Consider the following 22,785-nt stretch of genomic DNA (forward strand, 5'->3'; position numbering starts at 1 on the left):
GGTACGGCAGATGATTTGTTATACCACTTTTGCGTGCCACTCTCCAGATTTTGCCATTAAAAAAGCCGCCCGGAGGCGGCTTCGGCGAAACGTATTTTCGCTAACTCTGCGTCGCCGGTTTCCCGAGAGACTCTTTCGCCAGCTCTTCTGCGGATTTGCTTTTCAGCACCGTCCAGATAACCACCGCACCCATCAGGTCGAAGATCGCCAGCACCGCGAACAGCGGGCTGAAGCCGATGGTATCCGCCAGCGCGCCGACCACCAGTGCAAACATGGTGCTCGCGGTCCAGGCGGCCATGCCTGTCAGGCCGTTGGCGGTTGCCACTTCGTTACGACCAAAGACGTCAGACGAGAGCGTAATCAGCGCGCCGGACAGGGACTGGTGCGCAAAGCCACCGATGCACAGCAGGGCAATGGCGACGTACGGGCTGGTGAACAGGCCGATCATGCCCGGGCCTATCATCAGCAGTGCGCCCATGGTCACCACCATCTTACGGGAAACGATCAGGTTCACGCCAAACCAGCGCTGAAACAGCGGTGGCAGGTAGCCGCCCACGATACAACCCAGGTCAGCGAACAGCATTGGCATCCAGGCGAACATCGCGATCTCTTTCAGGTTAAAGCCGTAGACTTTAAACATGAACAGGGGGATCCACGCGTTAAAGGTACCCCAGGCCGGTTCAGCCAGGAAGCGCGGCAGGGCGATACCCCAGAACTGACGGGTGCCCAGGATCTGCCAGACGGTCATTTTTTTGCCGTTGTTGGTCTGATGCTGCGCTTCCTGACCGCCAATGATGTATTCACGTTCTTCTTCGGAGAGTTTTTTCTGATCGCGCGGGTGTTTATAGAAAACCAGCCACGCCATCGCCCAGGCAAAGCTCAGCACGCCTGAGATGATGAACGCCATCTGCCAGCTGTGCATCACGATGGCCCACACCACCAGCGGCGGCGCTATCATCGCCCCAATGGACGAGCCCACGTTGAAGTAGCCGACCGCAATGGAACGCTCTTTCGCCGGGAACCACTCGGAGCTGGCCTTCAGGCCCGCCGGGATCATCGCGGCTTCAGCCGCACCGACCGCACCGCGCGCCAGCGCCAGTCCGCCCCAGCTTCCCGCCAGCGCGGTTGCACCGCAGAACACCGCCCAGGCGATGGCGAAGAAGGCATAACCGATTTTGGTACCGAGAATATCCAGCACGTAGCCCGCAACAGGCTGCATGATGGTATACGCCGCGGAATAGGCGGCAATGATGTAGGAGTATTGCTGCGTGGAGATATGCAGCTCTTCCATCAACGTTGGCGCTGCTGCTGCCACGGTGTTACGCGTCAGGTAGCCCAGCACGGTGCCTAACGTCACCAGTGCGATCATATACCAACGTAACCCTTTAATTTTACGCATCTAAAACCTCATCGTTATGTTATTTCCGCGCCAGAGCACGGCAACCTCTCAACCGTTTCCGGGAGCAGTTGTGTAACGGGAGGGGCGTAACCAGGAGCATGTCCCGGAACGGCCCGAACCTTGCCATAAGTAAGCGTGCATAAGTCGGTATCCGTACCGTTAAACCCGATGTCTCTCACACCGGTAATGCATTCCGTCGGCTGAGTGTTTGCGACGGCGAAAAGATAACTTGTCATACAACTTTAAAAGGTGAGTGACATCACAAATGTATGATTCTTTGTGGGGACATTAATCGTCGCCCGCAAAGCCAGTATTGGCGCGGCCTGCAGAAGGGTTTGCTTCATTGAGGGTAATTTATTTGTTGGCGTTTATTGATCTCACTCACGAAAAAAGCTTCGGTTGGTGGAAATTGGTGTGATAACTTTGCAGCATATGAACATACGCTTTCTGCGCTCCCGTAATGAGGAAGACGATAATGACGCCGTTTATGACCGAAGATTTTCTGTTAGATACCGAATTTGCTCGCCGCCTGTACCACGACTACGCAAAAGACCAGCCGATTTTCGACTACCACTGCCATTTACCGCCGCAGCAGGTTGCCGAAAATTATCGCTTCAAAAACCTGTATGACATCTGGCTGAAGGGTGACCACTATAAATGGCGTGCCATGCGCACCAACGGCGTGGCTGAGCGCCTGTGTACCGGCGATGCGACCGACCGCGAGAAGTTTGACGCCTGGGCGGCAACCGTTCCGCACACCATCGGCAACCCGCTCTACCACTGGACCCATCTTGAACTCCGCCGTCCGTTTGGCATCACCGGCAAGCTGCTCTCCCCAACGACCGCGGATGAAATCTGGGATCGGTGCAACGCGCTGCTGGCGCAGGATAACTTCACCGCGCGCGGCATCATGAAGCAGATGAACGTGAAGATGGTGGGCACCACCGACGATCCGATTGACTCCCTGGAGCATCATGCCGTTGTCGCGAAAGACACCTCTTTTGATATCAAAGTGCTGCCAAGCTGGCGCCCGGACAAAGCCTTCAACATTGAGCAGGCCACCTTCACCGACTACATGGCGAAGCTGGCGGAAGTGTCGGATACCGATATCCGTCGTTTCGCTGACCTGCAAACCGCGCTGACCAAACGTCTGGATCACTTCGCGGCGCACGGCTGTAAAGTGTCTGACCACGCGCTGGACGTGGTGCTGTTTGCGGAATCAAACGAAGCCGAGCTGGACAGCATTCTGGCGCGTCGTCTCTCTGGCGAAGGCTTAAGCGAGCACGAAGTGGCGCAGTTTAAAACGGCGGTGCTGGTATTCCTCGGTGCGGAATACGCGCGTCGCGGCTGGGTACAGCAGTACCACATCGGCGCGCTGCGCAATAACAACCAGCGCCAGTTCAAACTGCTCGGCGCTGACGTGGGCTTCGACTCCATCAACGACCGTCCGCTGGCGGAAGAGCTGTCAAAACTGCTGAGCAAACAGAACGAACAAAACCTGCTGCCTAAAACCATCCTGTACTGCCTGAACCCGCGCGATAACGAAGTGCTGGGTACCATGGTCGGCAACTTCCAGGGCGAAGGGATGCCGGGCAAGATGCAGTTCGGTTCCGGCTGGTGGTTTAACGATCAGAAAGATGGCATGGAGCGTCAGATGACGCAGCTCGCGCAGCTGGGTCTGCTGAGCCGCTTTGTCGGCATGCTGACCGACAGCCGCAGCTTCCTGTCCTATACCCGTCATGAATATTTCCGCCGCATTCTGTGCCAGATGATTGGCCGCTGGGTGCACGCAGGCGAAGCGCCAGCGGATATCCAGCTGCTGGGCGAAATGGTGAGAAACATCTGCTTTAACAATGCGCGTGACTACTTCGCCATTGAACTGAACTAAGGCCGTTTGAGGTTGATATGCAATACATCAAAATCCATTCGCTGGATAACGTGGCCGTCGCGCTGACGGATCTCGCTGAAGGCGACGTGGTGACCGTTGATAACCAGAGCGTCACCCTGCGTCAGGCGATCGTCCGTGGACACAAGTTTGCCCTGATCCCCATTGCGAAAGGGGAGAACGTGGTGAAGTACGGTTTGCCCATCGGCCATGCGCTGGCGGATATTGCGCCGGGTGAATACATTCACTCACACAATACCCGCACCAATCTGAGCGATCTGGACGAGTACAGCTATCAACCTGATTTACCTGTGGAAGAGCGTCAGGCGGCGGATCGTGAGGTGCAGATCTACCGTCGCGCCAGCGGCGACGTGGGGATCCGCAACGAGCTGTGGATCCTCCCGACCGTCGGCTGCGTCAATGGAATTGCGCGCCAGATCCAGACGCGCTTCCTGAAAGAGACCAACAACGCCGAAGGGACTGACGGCGTGCATCTGTTCAGCCACACCTACGGCTGTTCCCAGCTCGGTGACGACCACATTAACACCCGCACCATGCTGCAAAACATGGTGCGTCATCCGAACGCGGGCGCGGTGCTGGTGATTGGCCTGGGCTGCGAGAACAATCAGGTGGACGCCTTCCGCGACACGCTGGGCGAGTTCGATCCTGAGCGCGTGCATTTTATGGTGTGCCAGCATCAGGACGACGAAGTGGAAGCGGGCGTTGAACAGCTTCACCAGCTTTATGAGGTGATGCGCCACGACAGGCGCGAGCCGGGCAAGCTGAGCGAGCTCAAGTTTGGGCTGGAGTGCGGCGGGTCAGATGGCCTTTCCGGCATTACCGCTAACCCGATGCTGGGCCGCTTCTCGGATTACGTGATTGCCAACGGCGGCACGACGGTGTTGACCGAAGTGCCGGAAATGTTCGGCGCGGAGCGTATTCTGATGAGCCACTGCCGTGACGAAGAGACCTTTGAGAAGACCGTCACCATGGTGAACGACTTCAAACAGTATTTCATCGCCCACAATCAGCCGATTTACGAGAACCCGTCGCCGGGCAACAAAGCGGGCGGGATCACCACGCTGGAAGAGAAATCCCTCGGCTGCACCCAGAAAGCGGGCGCGAGCCAGGTGGTTGACGTGCTGCGCTACGGCGAGCGCCTGAAAACCCACGGTCTGAACCTGCTGAGCGCACCGGGCAACGATGCGGTCGCCACCAGCGCGCTGGCGGGTGCCGGCTGTCATATGGTGCTGTTCAGTACCGGTCGCGGCACGCCGTACGGTGGTTTTGTGCCGACGGTGAAAATCGCTACCAACAGCGAGCTGGCGGCAAAGAAAAAGCACTGGATCGACTTTGATGCGGGCCAGCTGATTCACGGCAAAGCGATGCCGCAGCTGCTGACGGAGTTCGTGGATACTATCGTGGAATTTGCTAACGGCAGGCAGACCTGTAACGAGAAGAACGACTTCCGCGAGCTGGCGATCTTTAAGAGTGGTGTGACGCTTTAATCGGTGCGGCCTGATGCCCTCACCCTGACCCTCTCCCACGGGAAGAGGGGACAAACACTAAAAACGGCAACCTCAGGGTTGCCGTTTTGCTGTTAGCCTCGCAGGGCGTTCTTCGCTAAACGCGCGTCTTCCGCCTGACAGGCCGCTGCGGTAAACAGCACGTCGGTAGAGGAGTTCAGCGCGGTTTCGCAGGAGTCCTGCAGCACGCCGATGATAAAGCCGACGGCCACAACCTGCATCGCAATCTCGTTCGGGATGCCGAACATATTACACGCCAGCGGGATCAGCAGCAGCGAACCGCCCGCAACGCCGGATGCGCCACAGGCACACAGTGACGCCACCACGCTCAGCAACAATGCGGTTGGCAGATCCACCGGAATGCCCAGCGTATGCACCGCCGCCAGGGTCAGCACGGTAATGGTGATTGCCGCGCCCGCCATGTTCACGGTTGCGCCCAGTGGGATCGACACGGAATAGGTATCACGGTCCAGGTTCAGCTTCTCCGCCAGCGCCATGTTAACCGGAATGTTCGCCGCAGAGCTGCGGGTGAAGAAGGCATACACGCCGCTCTCGCGCAGGCAGGTCAGCACCAGCGGATACGGGTTGCGGCGGATCTGCCAGAACACCAGCAGCGGGTTGATCACCAGCGCCACCAGCAGCATACAGCCGACCAGCACAACCAGCAGCTGCGCGTAGCCCCACAGCGCGTCGAAGCCGGTGGTTGCAAGCGTAGAGGAGACCAGCCCGAAAATACCGATTGGCGCAAAGCGAATCACCAGCTTCACCATAAAGGTCACGGCGTTGGACAGATCGTTGACCAGGTTTTTCGTGGTGTCGTTACCGTGACGTAGCGCGAAGCCCAGACCAATCGCCCAGACCAGGATGCCAATGTAGTTTCCGCTCATCAGCGCGGTGATGGGGTTAGAAACCATGCTCATCAGCAGTCCGCGCAGCACTTCGACAATGCCGGATGGCGGCGTGATGTCACCGGCCGCGCTGGTCAGGTGCAGCGTGGACGGGAACAGGAAGCTAAACACCACGGCCGTTAAGGCAGCCGAGAAGGTTCCCAGCAGATACAGGAACAGAATGGGGCGAATGTTGGTTTTTTGTCCGTGCTGGTGGTTGGCAATTGACGCCATGACCAGCATCAGAACCAGTACCGGTGCCACGGCCTTCAGCGCGCCAACGAAAAGGGTCCCGAGCAGCCCCGTGGCCTCCGCCGCAGGTTTTGACACCATCGCCAGCAGAATACCCAGCACCAGCCCGACCAGAATTTGTTTAACGAGGCTGCCCTGCGCCAGGCGCGCGAACAGTCCGCTTGATTGTGTGCTCATACGTATTTCCTGAGTGAAATTGCGTTCCATCCCGGATGTGCTCTTAGTCACATTTATGTCCGGATGTAAGTAAATGTTTGCCTGGTCGAGTATAGGGAATGCGCGAAAGGAAGGAAGCGTAAAATGCTGGATTTTACGTGTTGCATCATATTTTTTAACTGCTGCGTTACAAAAGTGTGTTCACCCTCTCCCTGTGGGAGAGGGCCGGGGTGAGGGGGATTACTCCACCTGCTGCTTCTTATCGTGCTGGCGGTTAACCCAGGTATTGATAATCAGCGTCACGATCAGAATGCCAAACACCACGCTGAGCGAAATGGCGATCGGGATATGGTAGAAATCGACGATCAGCATCTTGATGCCGATAAACACCAGGATCACCGACAGACCGTACTTGAGCATCGAGAATCGCTCCGCCGCGCCCGCCAGCAGGAAGTACATCGCACGCAGGCCGAGAATGGCGAACAGGTTAGACGTCAGGACGATGAACGGGTCGGTGGTCACCGCGAAGATCGCCGGAATGCTGTCCACCGCGAAAATCACGTCGCTCAGCTCAACCAGAATCAGTACCAGCAGCAGCGGAGTGGCGAACAGCAGGCCGTTCTTGCGCACGAAGAAGTGCTCGCTCTCGATCTTGTCGGTCATGCGCAGATGCCCACGGATCCACTTCACCAGCGGGCGATCGCCAATCGCGGAGCCGTCTTCTTTCGCCAGCGCCATTTTGACCCCGGTGAACAGCAGGAACGCGCCGAAGACGTACAGCAGCCATTCGAACTGGGTAATCAGCCAGCTGCCGGCGAAGATCATGATGGTACGCAGGATAATCGCGCCCAGCACGCCGTAGACCAGCACGCGTCGCTGCAGGGCAGCAGGCACGGCAAAGTAGCTGAACAGCATCAGCCAGACGAAGACGTTATCAACCGCCAGGGCTTTTTCAATCAGATAACCGGTGAGGAAGGCGAGCGCCTGAGGGTCGGCCACCGCGCGGCCTTCGGTCGAGGCCAGGTACCACCAGAAGGCGGCACAGAACAGCAGGGAGAGGGTGACCCACACCAGAGACCAGGCCGCAGCCTGTTTGATGCTCATGCCGTGCGCGCCGCGACGGCCCTGCAAAAAGAGGTCGATCGCCAGCATGATGAGCACGACAACCGCGAATCCGCCCCACAACATTGGAGTGCCGACAGAATGCATACTATTTTCCTTACACATAAAAAAACAAAAACGGCTATGGTCAGAAGACGATAGCCGTTAGCTTTTTATGCATAGACCTCGCCTTCCGGCAAGGTCTCACTTACAACCACGAAGGTTGCCCGGCGACCGGATGCGTGTTTAACGCATCGTAATGACGATCCACCGGCGAAGAAGTTACTCCCCTTTGCAGGTAACAAAATATGTCAGACCATCGGTTTCGTCAATGGTCTGCGCCGTTTCATTACACAGCTTTACGCGATCGCTTCCGCGCTCACGCCGTCTGCTGGGAATACTACGCCGGTCTGGCGACGGATCTCCGTTTGCAGCTTCGCCGTGGTGCGGCTCACCGCGAGGCCGGGGTGATTCACTTCGTTGTCTTCCACCAGACGGGCGAAGACCTCTGCCTCATAGAGCATAGTGTTAATATGCTGAGGCTGCGTCAGCTCCTGCGCTTTGCCGCCGCGCGGCACAAAGCTCACTTTCTGGCACTCGGAGATCTTCTCGATAACCAGCGAGCCCGCTTCGCCCTGAATTTCGCTCGGCAGCACGGAATCGCTCACCTTGGAGTGCTGCAGCGTGACGCTGAAATCACCGTAATCCAGCACCGCTACACCGTGCGCATCCACGCCGCTCTCTAGCAGGCTGGCGGTGGCGCTGACGCCGTGCGGTTCGCCCCACAGGGCCACGGCAGAGGCCAGGCAATAGAAACCGATATCCATAATCGAGCCGTTCGAAAACGCCGGGTTAAAGGTGTTCGGGTTCTCGCCGTCCAGATAGCGCTGATAGCGCGACGAGTACTGGCAGTAGTTAATAAAGGCTTTACTCACCTTGCCAATTTTCGGCAGGGACTGCTGCAGCAGCAGGAAATTCGGCAGGCTGGCGGTTTTGAACGCTTCGAACAGCACCACCTGGTTTTCGCGGGCAAGCGCAATGGCCGCTTCCACTTCCTCAATATTTGACGCCAGCGGCTTCTCGCAAATCACATGCTTTTTGTGGCTGAGGAACAGCTTCGTTTGCGGGAAGTGCAGGGAGTTCGGGCTGGCGATATACACCGCGTCAATGGCGTCGCTTTGCGCCATGTCATCAAGCGAAGTGAAGAGATGCTCAACGAGGTAATCGTTGGCAAAACTCTGCGCCTGCTCAAGGCTGCGGGAATAGACTGCGGTAAGCTTAAGTTTGCCGGTTTCGTGGGCGGCGTCGACGAACTGGCGCGTGATCCAGTTCGTACCAATGACTGCGAAACGTATCATAAACGTTTACGTACTCCGTAGCGGGGAACCTTTAGCCACTGTAGCACGTCATCATGACAATTCGCGTGCGCTATTCCGCATTACCATTTAACGATAAATGCGTAAGCCACAGGCGGGTATCAAACTCCAGCTGGTGGTACTGCGGCTCCATGTGGCAGCACAGGGAATAGAACGCTTTGTCGTGCTCTTTCTCCTTCAGGTGCGCCAGCTCGTGGACCACGATCATCCGCAGAAAGGCTTCCGGCGCGTTACGGAAAACCGTCGCGACGCGGATTTCGGCCTTCGCTTTCAGCTTGCCGCCCTGTACGCGGGAAATGGCGGTGTGCAGGCCAAGCGCGTTTTTCAGCACGTGGATCTTGTTGTCGTACATCACCTTGTTGATCGGCGGCGCGCTCTTCAGATACCGGCTTTTCAGATCCTGCGTATACTGCCAGAGGGCCTTATCGGTCGCGAAATCGTGCGTGCCGGGATAGCGTTTTTCCAGCACCGCGCCGAGCTTCTGCTCGGCAATCAGGCTGCGAACCTGAGTCAGTAAATGCTCCGGATAGCCCTGGAGATAAGTAAGTTGGTTCATCAAAAGCCCAAATTAATGCGAAAACGGGTATACTCACGCACCCTTTTCAGGGATACGCCAAATTTTACCATTCAGGAGGGCCGATGAGCCACTTAGACAACGGTTTCCGTTCACTCAACCTTAAACGTTTCCCGGAAACGGACGACGTTAACCCGCTCATGGCGTGGGAAGCGGCGGATGAATATCTGCTGCAGCAGTTGGATGAGACTGAAATCCGCGGCCCGGTTTTGATCCTGAATGACGCCTTTGGCGCGCTGGGCTGCGCCCTGGCGGAGCACACGCCATACAGCATCGGCGATTCCTACCTGAGCGAGCTGGCGACGCGTGAAAACCTGCGCCATAACGACATCGAAGAGTCCAGCGTGAAGTTCCTCGACAGCACCGCGGACTACCCGCAGGCGCCGGGCGTGGTGCTGATCAAAGTGCCAAAAACCATGGCGCTGCTGGAGCAACAGCTGCGCGCGCTGCGTAAGGTCGTGACGCCGGAAACGCGCATTATCGCGGGCGCTAAAGCGCGCGATATTCACACCTCGACGCTCGAGCTGTTCGAGAAAGTCCTCGGCCCGACCACCACGACGCTGGCCTGGAAAAAAGCGCGCCTGATCAACTGCACCTTCAGCGCGCCGGAGCTGGCCGACGCGCCGGAGACGCTGAGCTGGAAGCTGGAAGGCACCGACTGGACCATCCACAACCATGCGAACGTCTTCTCCCGCACCGGGCTGGATATCGGGGCGCGTTTCTTTATGGAACATCTGCCGGAAAATCTGGAAGGTGAGATTGTCGATCTGGGCTGTGGTAACGGCGTGATTGGCCTGACGCTGCTGGCGAAGAACCCGGACGCCAGCGTGGTGTTCAGCGACGAGTCGCCAATGGCGGTGGCCTCCAGCCGTCTGAACGTGGAAACCAACATGCCTGAAGCGCTGGACCGCTGCGAGTTTATGATCAACAACGCGCTGTCCGGCGTAGAGCCGTTCCGCTTCAACGCCGTGTTCTGCAACCCGCCGTTCCACCAGAAGCACGCGCTGACGGATAACGTCGCGTGGGAGATGTTCCACCACGCGCGCCGTTGCCTGAAAATCAACGGCGAGCTGTACATCGTGGCGAACCGCCACCTGGATTACTTCCACAAGCTGAAGAAGATTTTCGGCAACTGCGTCACCATTGCGACCAATAACAAGTTCGTGGTGCTGAAAGCGGTGAAGCTGGGACGTCGTCGTTAAGATTGGGGATGTGCGGCCTGATGCCCTCACCCCGGCCCTCTCCCACAGGGAGAGGGAGCAAACGCTAAAAACGGCAACTGGGTTGCCGTTTTGCTTTTACCCTGGCCGCCCGGCAATACCCTAGATCGCCAGAGCCAACTTCGTCCCCTGCGCAATTGCCCGCCGCGCATCCAGCTCCATCGCCACGTCGCACCCGCCGATCAAATGCACCGTTTTACCGGCTTCGCGCAGCGGATCCGCCAGATCGCGCTTCGGCTCCTGCCCGGCGCATAAAATCACATGATCCACACGTAACAACTGCGGCTCGCCGCCGATCGTGACGTGCAGACCCTCGTCGTCGATCTTCTGGTAGCTCACCGCCGGGATCATCTTCACCCCGCGCGAGAGCAGGGTGGCGCGGTGGATCCAGCCCGTGGTTTTGCCCAGCCCTTCGCCCGGCTTGCTGGCCTTGCGCTGCAGCATCACGATCTGGCGCGGGCTTTTCGGCAGCTGCGGCCCTTCCGGGCGTAGCCCGCCGGACTGGTTCAGGCTGGTGTCGATACCCCATTCCACGCAAAACTCGGCAATGTTCTGGCTGGTAGCCTCGCCCGGCTGGCTTAAGTACATGGCGGTATCAAAGCCGATCCCGCCGCAGCCGATAATCGCCACCTTCTCGCCGACCGGCGTTTTGTCACGCAATACATCCAGATAGCTCAACACTTTAGGATGATCGATGCCCTCGATCGCAGGCGTGCGCGGTACGATCCCGCTCGCCAGGATCACCTCGTCGAAACCGATCAGATCCGCCGCGCTGACAAACTGATTAAGCCGCAGCTCGACGCCCGTCAGGTCGATCATCCGGCGGTAGTAGCGCAGCGTTTCATAAAACTCCTCTTTGCCGGGGATCTGTTTGGCGATATTAAACTGCCCGCCAATCTCCGCCAGCGCATCAAACAGCGTCACGCTGTGCCCGCGCGAGGCGGCATTCACCGCAAACGCCAGGCCCGCGGGGCCAGCGCCCACCACGGCCAGGCGCTTTTTACTGACCGCCGGAACGACCGGCATTTTGGTTTCATGACAGGCGCGCGGGTTAACCAGGCAAGAGGTGACCTTGCCGACGAAGATCTGATCCAGACAGGCCTGGTTACAGCCGATGCAGGTGTTGATCTCGTCCGCACGGCCGCTTTGCGCTTTGGAGAGCAGTTCGGCATCGGCCAGGAACGGGCGCGCCATCGACACCATGTCGGCGTCGCCGCGTGAAATCACATCGTCCGCTACCTGCGGATCGTTAATGCGGTTGGTGGTGACCAGTGGAACAGAGACTTTGCCTTTCAGCTTCCGTGTTACCCAGCTGAACGCCGCGCGCGGCACCGGCGTGGCGATGGTCGGGATGCGCGCCTCGTGCCAGCCGATGCCGGTGTTGATAATGGTGGCACCGGCGGCTTCAATCGCCTGCGCCAGCTGCACGGTTTCGTCGAACGTGCCGCCGCCTTCCACCAGGTCGAGCATCGACAGGCGGAAGACGATAATAAAGTCTGCGCCCGCACGTTCGCGCACCGCTCGCACTACCTCCACGGCAAAGCGCATCCGGCGGGCATAGTCGCCGCCCCATTCGTCGTCGCGCTGGTTGGTGCGGGCCGCGAGGAACTCGTTAATCAGATAGCCTTCAGAGCCCATCACCTCCACGCCGTCATAGCCCGCCTCGCGCGCCAGCGCCGCGCAGCGGGCAAAGTCGTCGATCAGCGCCAGGATCTCATCGTGGCTGAGGGCATGAGGTTTAAAGCGGTTGATTGGCGCCTGAATGGCCGACGGCGCGACCAGGTTCGGCTGATAGCTGTAGCGCCCGGTGTGCAGGATTTGCAGGGCGATTTTACCGCCCTCGCGGTGTACCGCGTCGGTCACAATGCGGTGGTGCGGCAGCTGTGACGCATCGTTCAGAACCGCGCCGCCCTCCATGCCCACGCCGGAAGGCGCCGGGGCCACGCCGCCGGTGACAATCAGCGCCACCCCGTGGCGGGCGCGCTCGGCATAGAAGGCTGCCAGACGCTCGGCCCCGTCCGGATGCTCCTCCAGCCCGGTGTGCATCGAGCCCATCAACACGCGGTTTTTGAGTGTGGTGAACCCCAGATCGAGGGGGGCGAATAACGACGGGTAGCGGCTCATAGTCTCTTCCAGTGTAAAATTATTGTTATGTGGTCGGATGAGTTACTAATTTAGCCAGCGGGAGCGGAAAGGTAAAAGCGGGATCGAATGATTGTGATAGATCTCAAAGAACTTCGCCCCTCACCCTGCCCCTCTCCCCTCAGGGGAGAGGGGCAGGGTGAGGGGTGTGGGTTTTTACTAACCCCGGGGCCTGCCACATCGACGTCGTCAGCCCGCTGTCCACCAGCCCAAGCTGGTCGGCGTACACCGCCTGCCATTTCTGCATCATGCCGTCGTACAGCTCGCGGTGCTGCGGGTTTGGCGTGAACTCGCGGCTCCACTTCACCAGCCGCTCGCCCGTCGAGGCCATATCCGCAAACAGCCCCGCGCCCGCGCCTGCGGCAATAACGCAGCCGAGCGCCGTCGCCTCTTTCACTTCCGGCACGCGCACCGGCAGCCCGGTGACGTCGCTTAAAATCTGGCTCCACAGGGCGCCTTTGGCCCCGCCGCCCGCAAACACCAGGCTTTCAAACGTCACGCCGGAGAAGCGCGAAATCTGCGCCAGGTTGCAGGCCGAGACAATCGCCGCGTTCTCCTCCAGGGCGCGGAACAGCGTCGCTTTGTTGCACTTTTCCGGGTCGATGGAAAGGTTAATAAACGACGGTGCGGCGTGGTACCACTGCTTGAAATGCATCGCGTCGGAGAAGATCGGCATCACCCCGTGGGAGCCCGCCGGCACGCGGCTCGCCATCTCTTCCAGCAGGGAATAGGTGTCCATCCCCATCCGCTCGGCAATCAGCTTTTCCTCGGCGCAGAAGGCGTCGCGGAACCAGCGCATGGTCAGCCCGGTAAAGAAGCTGATCGACTCCGCCTGCGCCATGCCGGGGATAACGTGCGGGTTCACGCGGATGTTCATCTCGGGGTCGGTACGCACCTGCGGCAGATTGACAACCTGCTGCCAGAAGGTACCGCCCAGCACCGCCGTCTGTCCGGCGCGAACCACGCCCAGCCCCAGGCAGCCCAGCTGCACGTCGCCGCCGCCCATCACCACCGGGGTGCCTTCGCGCAGGCCGCTCTGCTGGGCGGCCTCTTTGGTAATCGCGCCCAGCACGGTGCCGGTCTCTTTTACCGGGGAGAGAATATCTGCGCGCAGCCCGGCCATGTCGAGCAGCGCCGGACGCCAGTCGCGGGAAAACAGATCCAGCATGCCGGTGGTGCCCGCGTTAGACGGGTCGACCGCCAGCTCGCCGGAGAGCTTCGCCGCCAGCCAGTCGCTGATCATGGTGATGGTGGCGGCTTTACGGTAGATGTCAGGACGATGGTGCGCCAGCCACAGCAGGCGCGGCATGGCGCTCAGCGCCAGCGTCTGGCCGGAAACCTCATACACTTCGGATTCAAAACGGTCGTCGTGGATCTCTTTGAGTTCGGCCACCTCGCGGCTGGCGCGGGCGTCGACGTTGGCGCAGGCCCAGATGGCCTCGCCGTCGCGGTCATACAGCACGATCCCCTCGCGCATCGAGCAGCAGGCGACGGACTGAATATCCGCCGCGCTCAGGCACGCACGTTCCAGCGCCTGATGAATGCACCGGCAGGCCAGCTGCCAGTTGGTCTCCAGATCGAACTCCATCGATCCCGGCACGTTCTCCACGCTCAGGTGCTTCCACTCGGCCTGGCCGACGGCAATCTGGTTGCCCTGTAAATCGAAAATCACGGCGCGAACGCTGCCTGTCCCTGCATCTAACGCTAAAAGGTAACTCATGAGCTTGCCTCGTTGTTAGCGCAGGGCGGCTCTTAGTCGGCCAGAGCCAGCACCGCGCGGGCTGTCGTCTCCTCCGTCACCAGGCCATTGATACGGCGACCCTTCAGTGCGGCATAAATCGCATCGGCTTTCTCTTCTCCTCCGGCCACGCCAACGATGGTGGGCAGCTGCGCCAGTTCATCGAGCGTGACGCCCAGCAGTTCTTTGTGGATCTCCAGCTCCTCGACGCATTCCCCTTCGGCATTGAGGAAATAACCGAGAATGTCGCCGACCGCGCCTTTGCGGGCGTACATCAGCTGTTCACCTTCGCTGATATAGCCGGATCGCAGTATCGTGGCGTCACGGCGCTGGTTCACTGAACCAATGCCGACCACAGCGACGTCGGCGGCGGTCGCGGCGAGGATCACGTCCCGCACGCTGGTTTCGCGTTTTAAGATCCCGGCCACCTCTGCGGATGACACGCGAAGCGGGGCGGGGATCATGCTGACGCTGCAGGCCGCGTCCAGCTGGCCGATACCGGTCATATAGGGCCCGACGCCGCCGGAGAGCGTCACCAGGCGGATCTGCTGCGAGCTGATAAAGCCGCTCAGGTGCTGCAGGCAGCTCATGGTGGTTTCACCAAACCCCACAGCCAGAAGCTGGCCTGGCTCCAGTACGCCCATCAGGGACTGCGCCGCGCCTATGCCGAGCCGCACGTTCATCGGCGGCGTATTTAACGCGGGCATCACGCGCACCAGCTTCAGGCCAAAGCGCTGCTGTAGCTCGGTTTCCAGCGCCAGGCAGCCCTCGTAGCGGGAGTTGATCTGCACGCGGATCACCCCGGACTGACGGCCCTTCTCCAGCAGGCGAGAAATCTTCAGGCGCGGTAGCCCGAGCCGCTCGCCGATGTCGTTCTGGGTTAATCCGTCGTGGTAGTAACACCAGGCCACGCGCGCCACCAGTTCCTCTTCCGCCAGTGCCAGCCCGGCAAACCGTCCTTCTTCCGCAGTGCGTTTATCGCTCATAGTTGAACTCTTATAAAAATTTAGATCATATGTTCGTGATGGCGCGAAGGGAAAGTGTGAGCCACGCGACAAAACGGATCTTTTAGATCGTTTCTGGTTTATCTGTATCTCAATCGATAAAACTGTGATCCCTGCACGGTTGTAAATATAGTTCACCGTCTACGCTTTTGAACATTATTAAATCTAAAAATCATTTGTTCAATAGCGGAGCGATGATGACACCACTTCTCGACGCGCGGAATATCAGCAAGCAGTTCTCAGGCGTGCCGGTTCTAAAAGGCATAGATTTCACGCTGCTTGCGGGCCAGGTGCACGCCCTGATGGGCGGAAACGGCGCGGGAAAATCGACGCTGATGAAGATAATCGCCGGGGTCGAAACGCCGGACGGCGGTGAACTTTCTGTCGAGGGGCAGTCATATGCGCGGCTCACGCCCGCTCAGGCGCACGGGTTAGGCATTTATCTGGTGCCGCAGGAGCCGCTGCTGTTCCCCAACCTGACGGTGCGGGAAAACATCCTGTTTCGCCTGCCGCGCGAACGCGATCTGGAAAAGCGGCTGGCGGAGAAGCTCCAGCAGCTCCAGTGCCAGCTTAACCTCGACGCCGCCGCCAGCCCCCTGGAAGTGGCGGACCAGCAGATGGTGGAGATCCTGCGCGGTCTGATGCGCAACGCGAGGATCCTGATCCTCGACGAACCCACGGCCTCCCTCACGCCCGGCGAAACCGAGCGGCTGTTCCGCCAGATCCGCGCCCTGCAGGCGCTCGGCGTCGGGATTGTCTTTATCTCGCACAAGCTGCCGGAGATTCGCCAGCTGGCAAGCCACGTCTCGGTGATGCGCGACGGCGCGGTGGTGCTGAGCGGTGAAACCGCGCAGTTTGACGACAGCGCCCTGATCGCCGCCATGACGCCGGTAAGCCGGGAGAAATCCCTCAGCGATACGCAAAAGCTGTGGCTGGCGCTGCCGGGCAACCGCCGCACCCAGCCGCAGGATTTCCCGGTGCTGCGGGTGGAGGATCTCACCGGGGAAGGCTTTATCGATCTCAGCCTTGAGATCTACGCCGGAGAGATCGTCGGCCTGGCCGGGCTGGTGGGATCCGGGCGCACCGAGTTTGCGGAAACGCTCTACGGCCTGCGGCCGGTACGCGGCGGACGCGTCTGGCTGGAGAATCAGGACATTACCGCCGAGCCGGTAAGTTCACGCCTGGAAAAAGGGCTGGTCTACCTGCCGGAAGACAGGCAGGTATCCGGCCTGTTCCTCGACGCGCCGATCCGCTGGAACACGGTGGCGCTGAACGAGCCGTCGATTTGGCAGCAGCGCAAGCGGGAGTCGGCGGTGGTGGAGCGCTATCACCGGGCGCTGGGGATCAAGCTCAACCATGCGGATCAAACCGTGCGCACGCTCTCCGGCGGCAACCAGCAGAAGGTGCTGCTGGCGCGCTGTCTGGAGGCCAACCCCTTATTGCTGATCGTCGATGAACCGACGCGCGGGGTGGACGTCTCGGCGCGCGCCGACATCTACCAGCTGATAAAAAGCGTGGCGGCGCAGAACGTGGCGGTGCTGATGATCTCAAGCGATCTTGACGAGTTCCCGGGCCTTGCGGACCGCGTGCTGGTGATGCATCAGGGCGTGCTCAGCGGCGAGCTGCCGCGCCACGCCGTCAGCCTCGACAGGATGATGGCGCTGGCGTTCGGAGGGCAGTCATGAAGACCTTACTGAAAAACCGCGAGCTGAGCGCGTTCCTCGCCATTCTGGCGCTGTTCGCCGTGCTGGTGGCGCTGAATCCGTCCTACCTGAGTTTACAGACGCTGGGGATGATTTTCGCCAGCTCGCAGATCCTGATCCTGCTGGCCATCGGTGCCGCGCTGGTGATGCTGACCCGCAATATCGACGTGTCCGTTGGCTCAACCGTCGGGCTGTCCGCCATTGCCGTCGGCGTGGCGCTGAACAGCGGCTACAGCCTGCCCATTTCCATTCTCTTCGCGCTGTCTGTTGGCGCGCTGGCCGGGGCGTTCAACGGGTTTCTGGTGGTGGGGCTGCGCATCCCGGCGATTGTCGCCACCCTCGGCACGCTGGGGCTGTACCGTGGCGCGATGCTGCTCTGGACCGGCGGAAAGTGGATTGAAGGACTGCCACCCGGGCTGAAATCCCTCTCTGAGCCTGCCGCCATCGGCATTTCGCCGCTCGGCATGCTGGTGTTGATTATCGCGGTCACGGGCGCGTGGACGCTCTCGCGCACCGCGTTCGGGCGTGATTTCTACGCGGTGGGGGATAACCTCGCCGCCGCGCGCCAGCTGGGCGTGGCGGTGAACCGCACCCGCATGATCGCCTTTACCCTCAACGGCATGCTGGCGGCCTGCGCCGGGATCGTCTTTGCCGCGCAGATTGGCTTTGTGCCCAACCAGACCGGCAGCGGGCTGGAGATGAAGGCCATCGCCGCCTGTGTGCTCGGCGGTATTTCGCTGCTGGGCGGCACGGGCACGCTGATTGGCGCGCTGCTCGGCGCCTTCTTCCTGACCCAAATCGACACCGTGCTGGTGCTGTTCAGGCTCCCGGCGTGGTGGAACGACTTTATCGCCGGGCTGGTGCTGCTGGGCGTGCTGGTGCTCGACGGGCGTCTGCGCCAGGCGCTGGCGCGCCATCAGCGGGCGCTGAAGTACGGCCGCTTCCAGCCGGGTAACAAAGGGGGAAAGCACGTCACCCCGTTTCCCAAACGCAAAAAAGAGGTGGCGTAAATGAGGCTTAACTGGGAAAGCGCGCTGCTGATTTTACTGGTGCTGGAGATCCTTCTCTTTGGCGCCATCAACCCGCGCATGCTCGACGTCAACATGCTGCTTTTCAGCACCAGCGACTTCATCTGCATCGGTATCGTGGCGCTGCCGCTCACGCTGGTCATCATCAGCGGCGGGATCGACATCTCCCTCGGTTCAACCATCGGCCTGTGCGCCATCGCGCTGGGCGTGATGATGCAGGCGGGGTGGCCGATGGCGGTCGCTATTCCATTGACGCTGCTGCTCGGCCTGCTGTGCGGGCTGCTGAATGCGGCGCTGATCCACTACACCGGCATTAGTCCTTTAGTCATCACCCTCGGCACGCTTTACCTCTACGGCGGCGGCGCGCTGCTGCTCTCCGGCATGGCGGGCGCGACGGGCTACGAGGGCATCGGCGGTTTCCCGGACGGCTTCACGGCGTTCGCTAACCTCACGGTGCTGGGCCTGCCGATCCCGCTGGTGCTGTTCGCGGTGATTACGGTTTTCTTCTGGCTGATTACCCACCGCGGGCGCTTTGGTCGTCATCTGTTTTTGATTGGGCAAAACCCGCGCGCGGCGCGCTATGCGGCGCTGTCGGTGAACGGCATGCCCTACGCGCTGTACGGCCTGGTGGGCGTGGCCTCGGCGATTGCCGCGCTGGTGATGGTCTCCTATTTCGGCTCCGCGCGTTCGGATCTGGGGCGCGATTTGCTGATGCCTGCGCTCACCGCCGCCGTGCTCGGCGGGGCCAATATCTACGGCGGGTCAGGTTCGGTTGTCGGTACGGCGCTGGCGGCGCTGCTGGTGGGGTATCTGCAGCAGGGTTTACAGATGGTCGGCATCCCTAACCAGGTGTCGAGCGCGCTGTCAGGGGCGCTGCTGGTTGTGGTGGTGATGGGACGTTCGCTGAGTCTGCACCGCGAGTGGGTGCTTTCTCTCTTTAGAAAACTATCCGGAGCGTAAGATGAAAACAAAACTGATAGTCCTGGCAATGGCCCTCAGCTTCGCCTCGGCGCAGGCGGCGGACCGCATCGCCTTTATCCCGAAGCTGGTGGGCGTGGGGTTCTTCACCAGCGGCGGCAACGGCGCGAAAGAGGCGGGGAAAGATCTCGGCGTGGACGTGACCTACGACGGCCCAACCGAGCCGAGCGTCTCCGGGCAGGTGCAGCTCATCAATAACTTCGTTAACCAGGGCTATAACGCCATTATCGTCTCCGCCGTGTCGCCGGACGGCCTCTGCCCGGCGCTCAAGCGCGCGATGCAGCGCGGCGTCAAGGTCCTGACCTGGGATTCCGACACCAAACCGGAGTGCCGCAGCATCTACATCAACCAGGGGACGCCGGAGCAGCTGGGCGGCCTGCTGGTGGAGATGGCGGGCAAACAGGTCACCAAACCGAACGCTAAAGTGGCGTTCTTCTACTCAAGCCCGACCGTCACCGACCAGAACCAGTGGGTGAAAGAGGCGAAGGCCAAAATCGAGAAAGATCACCCTCAGTGGCAGGTCGTGACGACCCAGTTTGGCTATAACGACGCCACCAAATCCCTGCAAACCGCCGAAGGGATCTTAAAAGCGTATCCGGATCTGGATGCGATTATCGCCCCGGACGCCAACGCGCTTCCAGCGGCGGCGCAGGCGGCGGAAAACCTGAAGCGGGAAGGGGTGGCGATTGTCGGCTTCAGCACGCCGAACGTGATGCGCCCGTACGTTGAGCGCGGCACGGTGAAAGCCTTCGGCCTGTGGGATGTCGTACAACAGGGCAAAATTGCGGTCAACGTCGCCGATCGCCTGCTGAAAAAAGGCGATCTTAACGTCGGCGACAGCGTGGACGTAAAAAATATCGGCGCGCTGAAGGTCGAGCCGAACAGCGTGCAGGGCTACCAGTATGAGGCGAAGGGCAACGGCATCGTGCTGCTGCCGGAGCGCGTGGTGTTCACCAAAGAGAACATCAGCAAATACGATTTCTGACGGGGGAGCAAATGGCTGATTTAGACGACATCAAAGACGGCAAGGATTTTGGCATCGGCACGCCGCAGCAGAATGTGCCGTACAGTCTGAAGGGCTGCGGCTCGCTGGACTGGGGCATGCAGTCCAGGCTTGCGCGCATCTTCAACCCGCAGAGCAACCGCACGGTGATGCTGGCCTTTGACCACGGCTACTTTCAGGGGCCGACCACCGGCCTTGAGCGTATCGATCTCTCCATCGCGCCGCTGTTTGGCGAAACCGACGTGCTGATGTGCACCCGCGGCATCCTCAGGAGCCAGGTGCCAGCCGCCACGAACAAACCGGTGGTGCTGCGCGCCTCGGGCGGTAACTCGATTCTGGGCGAACTGTCGAACGAGTGCGTGGCGGTGGCGATGGAGGACGCGCTGCGCCTGAACGTCTGCGCGGTGGCGGCGCAGGTTTACATCGGCAGCGAGTTTGAGCACCAGTCGATCAACAACATCATCAAGCTTGTCGATGCGGGCGCGCGCTACGGTATGCCGACGCTGGCGGTGACGGGCGTCGGCAAGGAGATGGCGCGCGACGCGCGCTATTTCTCGCTGGCCAGCCGCATCGCCGCCGAAATGGGGGCGCAGTTCGTCAAAACCTACTACGTGGACGAGGGCTTTGAAAAAGTGACCGCCAGCTGTCCGGTGCCGATCGTTATCGCCGGGGGCAAAAAGCTGCCGGAGCACGAGGCGCTGGAGATGTGCTGGCGGGCGATCGACCAGGGCGCGTCCGGTGTGGACATGGGACGCAACATCTTCCAGTCCAGCGCGCCGCTCGCCATGCTGAAGGCGGTGAAAAAAGTGGTTCACGAGAACTGGAACGCCCGCGATGCGTTCCAGTTCTGGCAGGATGAGAAACAGGGAGAAGCAAAATGAACGTGACGCTGGTGGAGATCAACATTAAGCCCGAGCGGGTGGACGAGTTTCTGGAGGTGTTTCGCGCCAACCACGAGGGGGCAATCCAGGAGCCGGGAAACCTGCGTTTTGACGTATTGCAGGATCCGAGGGTGAAAACCCGGTTCTTCATCTACGAAGCCTATAAAGACGAAGAGGCGGTGCTGGCGCACAAGCAAACCCCGCACTATCTGGCGTGCGTGGATAAGCTCGAAGAGCTGATGTCGGAGCCGCGCAAGAAACGCAGTTTTGTGGGGCTGTTGCCGGAGTAACAGGCGTTATAAAGGTTTTGTAGGCCGGGTCAGCGCTAGCGCCACCCGGCGTTGTTCAAGCCAGCGCCAGATCCGCAAGTATCGTAGCAAGCGCTTCGCGCGGCTCACCCTGAAGAGCCTGAAGGGGGAAGGGTAGCGCGGGTGTTTCCACTTTCCCCAGCATTTCTGCCGCTGCCGCTACCACCCGCAAACTACCATAATGGCGGAACAGCGCCCAAAGCGGCTCCAGCCGCTCGGATTGTGCCGACTCTTTCGAACGGGCAATCGCCAGCGCTGTTTGCGGAAACAACCCGCCGACCACCGAGTACCAGACGTCAAACCCGGCCTGCAGGGCGGAGGCCGCTCGCCAGTCACCGGCGATGCCCAGCGTGACGGTATCAGGAAGACGAGCGCGTACCTGCAACAGGTCCTCCGGCACGCGGCCAAGCTTAATGGACCCTATATTCGGCAGGGCCGCGGCGGCAAATAACAGTTCATCGCTAAACGAAAAACCGGTTGTGGCGGGATTATCGTAAATGCACAGCGGTACTGAGAGCTGGCGGGTCACCGTTTCATACAGATTAAATACTTCGTCTTCCGTTAATCGCTGGTACGACACGGGTGCCAGCAGCACGCCGGAGACACCTGCCGATTGCGCGTCGTCAGCTAGACGCAGAATATCGTCCAGCCGCAATGCGCCGATGCTGACGATGACCGGAATGTCATCAGCATGCGCCACCGCGCAGCGTGCGATCCGACCGCGCTCTTCAACGGTCAGATAGGCGTAACTTCCCGTTGAGCCCAAAATGCCCAGTGAATCCATACCAGCGTCGACCACGGGGCGCAGAAGATTGATGAAGGAGTGCTCGTCAAACGTCCCCTCTTTCAGGGGGGTTAACGGAAACGCGCTTAACCCGTGAAACATCGTGTTGTCCTCCTACAGCGTCAGCAGCTGAACCCGAGCCGTGGCTCCCGGCATCAGCCGCTGCAGGTTGTTGACCAGTTCTTCTCCTGCCTCTTCCAGTGCCGCAAGGGGCATCGACGGCAGGCTTTCAAGAATAAACCACATGGATTGTGCCTGCCTGTCCAGACGGGTACGTACCCCCTGTCGCCAGTTCCAGCGGCGGCAGGTGACGCCGAGATCGTCGCGCCAGATAACCTCGCCCGGTTCCGGATGTTCCATCACTGGTTGTCCCTCTTTGAAGGTATCAAACGGCTCGCTGCCGTCGGCCAGCGTCAGACGCGGCGCACCCGAATACGCCGCGAGGTTTTCCCCGCCCACCGGAATGGCATAGCGAATACTCACCGCGTTATAGATATCTACGACCGGATCCAGCGACGGCAGCGAACCGTCTTTCAGTACCCGCTTGCGCAGGGCAGATGCCGAGCAGGGCGTGCGTTTCGGTTTCGCGCCGAAGGCTTTAAACACCTCATCCCAGTCTGAAAGGTGTGCATCAGCCCATGGCACATCATCATTCAACATCTGCTGGCAGGACTGCGCCAACGCGGCGGGCGCAACCTCGGGGTGGGTTATCGGCGCAGCTTCAACCAGAATGCTCAGCGCCCGAAAGCCCGGGGCAATCCCGGCAAGATGCGAATCTATTGACGGCGTAACGAGAGACATAAATAATCCTGTATTGACTGTTTTATACCATGGTAGTGA

19 protein-coding genes are annotated in these 22,785 nt (G+C 60.1%); 9 read left to right on the forward strand and 10 right to left on the reverse strand.

The genetic code is table 11. The features are described from left to right. Window positions 1-100: 100 nt before the first annotated feature. A complete protein-coding gene (locus tag FOY96_RS02545; protein WP_023309287.1) occupies window positions 101-1,399 on the reverse strand; it encodes an MFS transporter in 1,299 nt (432 codons plus the stop codon). Between the two features lie 475 nt (window positions 1,400-1,874). On the opposite strand from FOY96_RS02545, the gene uxaC reads away from it, so the two are divergent. Next, window positions 1,875-3,287, forward strand: coding sequence for a glucuronate isomerase (gene uxaC, locus FOY96_RS02550; protein ID WP_143346442.1), 1,413 nt, complete (start codon window positions 1,875-1,877; stop codon window positions 3,285-3,287). Between the two features lie 17 nt (window positions 3,288-3,304). After that, complete coding sequence (locus FOY96_RS02555) at window positions 3,305-4,792, forward strand: UxaA family hydrolase (protein WP_143346443.1); 1,488 nt, start codon at window positions 3,305-3,307, stop codon at window positions 4,790-4,792. 92 nt (window positions 4,793-4,884) lie between these two features. On the opposite strand, the gene sstT is transcribed toward FOY96_RS02555, so the two are convergent. The 4 genes from sstT to FOY96_RS02575 all read right to left on the reverse strand — a co-directional run bounded on the left by sstT (window position 4,885) and on the right by FOY96_RS02575 (window position 9,138). After that, window positions 4,885-6,126 (reverse strand): serine/threonine transporter SstT, encoded by a 1,242-nt coding sequence (sstT, locus tag FOY96_RS02560; protein WP_087823155.1) that lies wholly within the window; start codon window positions 6,124-6,126, stop codon window positions 4,885-4,887. Between the two features lie 219 nt (window positions 6,127-6,345). Next, window positions 6,346-7,314: a TerC family protein gene (locus FOY96_RS02565; protein WP_143346444.1), complete on the reverse strand. Its 969-nt coding sequence runs from the start codon at window positions 7,312-7,314 to the stop codon at window positions 6,346-6,348. Between the two features lie 251 nt (window positions 7,315-7,565). Further along, window positions 7,566-8,564 (reverse strand): Gfo/Idh/MocA family protein, encoded by a 999-nt coding sequence (locus tag FOY96_RS02570; protein WP_143346445.1) that lies wholly within the window; start codon window positions 8,562-8,564, stop codon window positions 7,566-7,568. A 70-nt stretch (window positions 8,565-8,634) separates the two neighbouring features. Further along, complete coding sequence (locus tag FOY96_RS02575; protein ID WP_023333531.1) at window positions 8,635-9,138, reverse strand: YgjP-like metallopeptidase domain-containing protein; 504 nt, start codon at window positions 9,136-9,138, stop codon at window positions 8,635-8,637. Between the two features lie 83 nt (window positions 9,139-9,221). Between FOY96_RS02575 and rlmG the strand changes: the two genes are divergently transcribed. Continuing rightward, window positions 9,222-10,358, forward strand: coding sequence for a 23S rRNA (guanine(1835)-N(2))-methyltransferase RlmG (gene rlmG / locus FOY96_RS02580; protein WP_023333530.1), 1,137 nt, complete (start codon window positions 9,222-9,224; stop codon window positions 10,356-10,358). 120 nt (window positions 10,359-10,478) lie between these two features. Here rlmG and FOY96_RS02585 read toward each other — a convergent pair whose 3' ends face one another. The 3 genes from FOY96_RS02585 to lsrR form a co-directional block, all read right to left on the reverse strand. Then, complete coding sequence (locus tag FOY96_RS02585; protein ID WP_064673351.1) at window positions 10,479-12,500, reverse strand: NADPH-dependent 2,4-dienoyl-CoA reductase; 2,022 nt, start codon at window positions 12,498-12,500, stop codon at window positions 10,479-10,481. A 139-nt stretch (window positions 12,501-12,639) separates the two neighbouring features. Next, window positions 12,640-14,238: an autoinducer-2 kinase gene (gene lsrK / locus FOY96_RS02590; RefSeq protein ID WP_143346446.1), complete on the reverse strand. Its 1,599-nt coding sequence runs from the start codon at window positions 14,236-14,238 to the stop codon at window positions 12,640-12,642. Between the two features lie 32 nt (window positions 14,239-14,270). Next, complete coding sequence (lsrR, locus tag FOY96_RS02595; protein ID WP_039260477.1) at window positions 14,271-15,242, reverse strand: transcriptional regulator LsrR; 972 nt, start codon at window positions 15,240-15,242, stop codon at window positions 14,271-14,273. Window positions 15,243-15,457: 215 nt separating this feature from the next. On the opposite strand from lsrR, the gene lsrA reads away from it, so the two are divergent. From lsrA to lsrG, 6 genes are read left to right on the forward strand one after another with little or no spacing between them, the layout of a single operon-like run. After that, on the forward strand, window positions 15,458-16,945 hold the full coding sequence (gene lsrA / locus FOY96_RS02600; protein WP_143347748.1) for an autoinducer 2 ABC transporter ATP-binding protein LsrA: 1,488 nt from the start codon (window positions 15,458-15,460) through the stop codon (window positions 16,943-16,945). Further along, window positions 16,942-17,973, forward strand: a complete 1,032-nt coding sequence (gene lsrC / locus FOY96_RS02605; protein WP_143346447.1) for an autoinducer 2 ABC transporter permease LsrC — start codon at window positions 16,942-16,944, stop codon at window positions 17,971-17,973. The genes lsrA and lsrC overlap by 4 nt, the downstream gene beginning before the upstream one ends. Continuing rightward, window positions 17,974-18,951, forward strand: coding sequence for an autoinducer 2 ABC transporter permease LsrD (lsrD, locus tag FOY96_RS02610; RefSeq protein ID WP_143346448.1), 978 nt, complete (start codon window positions 17,974-17,976; stop codon window positions 18,949-18,951). A gap of 1 nt (window position 18,952) precedes the next feature. Then, the gene (lsrB, locus tag FOY96_RS02615; RefSeq protein WP_033146708.1) at window positions 18,953-19,954 is read left to right on the forward strand and encodes an autoinducer 2 ABC transporter substrate-binding protein LsrB; all 1,002 of its coding nucleotides are present in this window, start codon (window positions 18,953-18,955) and stop codon (window positions 19,952-19,954) included. A gap of 11 nt (window positions 19,955-19,965) precedes the next feature. Beyond that, entirely contained in the window at window positions 19,966-20,853 is an 888-nt protein-coding gene (lsrF, locus tag FOY96_RS02620) for a 3-hydroxy-5-phosphonooxypentane-2,4-dione thiolase (RefSeq protein WP_143346449.1), read from the forward strand. Beyond that, window positions 20,850-21,143, forward strand: coding sequence for a (4S)-4-hydroxy-5-phosphonooxypentane-2,3-dione isomerase (gene lsrG / locus FOY96_RS02625; protein ID WP_008503162.1), 294 nt, complete (start codon window positions 20,850-20,852; stop codon window positions 21,141-21,143). Before lsrF ends, lsrG begins: the two co-directional genes overlap by 4 nt. A 55-nt stretch (window positions 21,144-21,198) precedes the next feature. Here the strand turns inward: lsrG and FOY96_RS02630 are convergent, their stop codons facing one another. Next, window positions 21,199-22,047, reverse strand: a complete 849-nt coding sequence (locus FOY96_RS02630) for a dihydrodipicolinate synthase family protein (RefSeq protein ID WP_033146705.1) — start codon at window positions 22,045-22,047, stop codon at window positions 21,199-21,201. Window positions 22,048-22,059: 12 nt separating this feature from the next. Continuing rightward, on the reverse strand, window positions 22,060-22,746 hold the full coding sequence (locus FOY96_RS02635) for a B3/B4 domain-containing protein (protein WP_094934448.1): 687 nt from the start codon (window positions 22,744-22,746) through the stop codon (window positions 22,060-22,062). Window positions 22,747-22,785 lie beyond the last annotated feature (39 nt).

The sequence above is a fragment of the Enterobacter asburiae genome (genome assembly GCF_007035645.1).
GTDB classification, from domain to species: Bacteria; Pseudomonadota; Gammaproteobacteria; order Enterobacterales; family Enterobacteriaceae; genus Enterobacter; species Enterobacter asburiae_B.

Coding starts and splice junctions, on each gene's coding strand:
- FOY96_RS02555 (WP_143346443.1), top strand. CDS start 3,305: ATGCAATACATCAAAATCCATTCGCTGGATAACGTGGCCGTCGCGCTG.
- FOY96_RS02565 (WP_143346444.1), bottom strand. CDS start 7,314: ATGCATTCTGTCGGCACTCCAATGTTGTGGGGCGGATTCGCGGTTGTC.
- FOY96_RS02545 (WP_023309287.1), bottom strand. CDS start 1,399: ATGCGTAAAATTAAAGGGTTACGTTGGTATATGATCGCACTGGTGACG.
- FOY96_RS02570 (WP_143346445.1), bottom strand. CDS start 8,564: ATGATACGTTTCGCAGTCATTGGTACGAACTGGATCACGCGCCAGTTC.
- FOY96_RS02585 (WP_064673351.1), bottom strand. CDS start 12,500: ATGAGCCGCTACCCGTCGTTATTCGCCCCCCTCGATCTGGGGTTCACC.
- lsrC (WP_143346447.1), top strand. CDS start 16,942: ATGAAGACCTTACTGAAAAACCGCGAGCTGAGCGCGTTCCTCGCCATT.
- sstT (WP_087823155.1), bottom strand. CDS start 6,126: ATGAGCACACAATCAAGCGGACTGTTCGCGCGCCTGGCGCAGGGCAGC.
- lsrD (WP_143346448.1), top strand. CDS start 17,974: ATGAGGCTTAACTGGGAAAGCGCGCTGCTGATTTTACTGGTGCTGGAG.
- lsrA (WP_143347748.1), top strand. CDS start 15,458: ATGACACCACTTCTCGACGCGCGGAATATCAGCAAGCAGTTCTCAGGC.
- lsrR (WP_039260477.1), bottom strand. CDS start 15,242: ATGAGCGATAAACGCACTGCGGAAGAAGGACGGTTTGCCGGGCTGGCA.
- FOY96_RS02630 (WP_033146705.1), bottom strand. CDS start 22,047: ATGTTTCACGGGTTAAGCGCGTTTCCGTTAACCCCCCTGAAAGAGGGG.
- FOY96_RS02575 (WP_023333531.1), bottom strand. CDS start 9,138: ATGAACCAACTTACTTATCTCCAGGGCTATCCGGAGCATTTACTGACT.
- lsrF (WP_143346449.1), top strand. CDS start 19,966: ATGGCTGATTTAGACGACATCAAAGACGGCAAGGATTTTGGCATCGGC.
- lsrK (WP_143346446.1), bottom strand. CDS start 14,238: ATGAGTTACCTTTTAGCGTTAGATGCAGGGACAGGCAGCGTTCGCGCC.
- FOY96_RS02635 (WP_094934448.1), bottom strand. CDS start 22,746: ATGTCTCTCGTTACGCCGTCAATAGATTCGCATCTTGCCGGGATTGCC.
- lsrG (WP_008503162.1), top strand. CDS start 20,850: ATGAACGTGACGCTGGTGGAGATCAACATTAAGCCCGAGCGGGTGGAC.
- rlmG (WP_023333530.1), top strand. CDS start 9,222: ATGAGCCACTTAGACAACGGTTTCCGTTCACTCAACCTTAAACGTTTC.
- uxaC (WP_143346442.1), top strand. CDS start 1,875: ATGACGCCGTTTATGACCGAAGATTTTCTGTTAGATACCGAATTTGCT.
- lsrB (WP_033146708.1), top strand. CDS start 18,953: ATGAAAACAAAACTGATAGTCCTGGCAATGGCCCTCAGCTTCGCCTCG.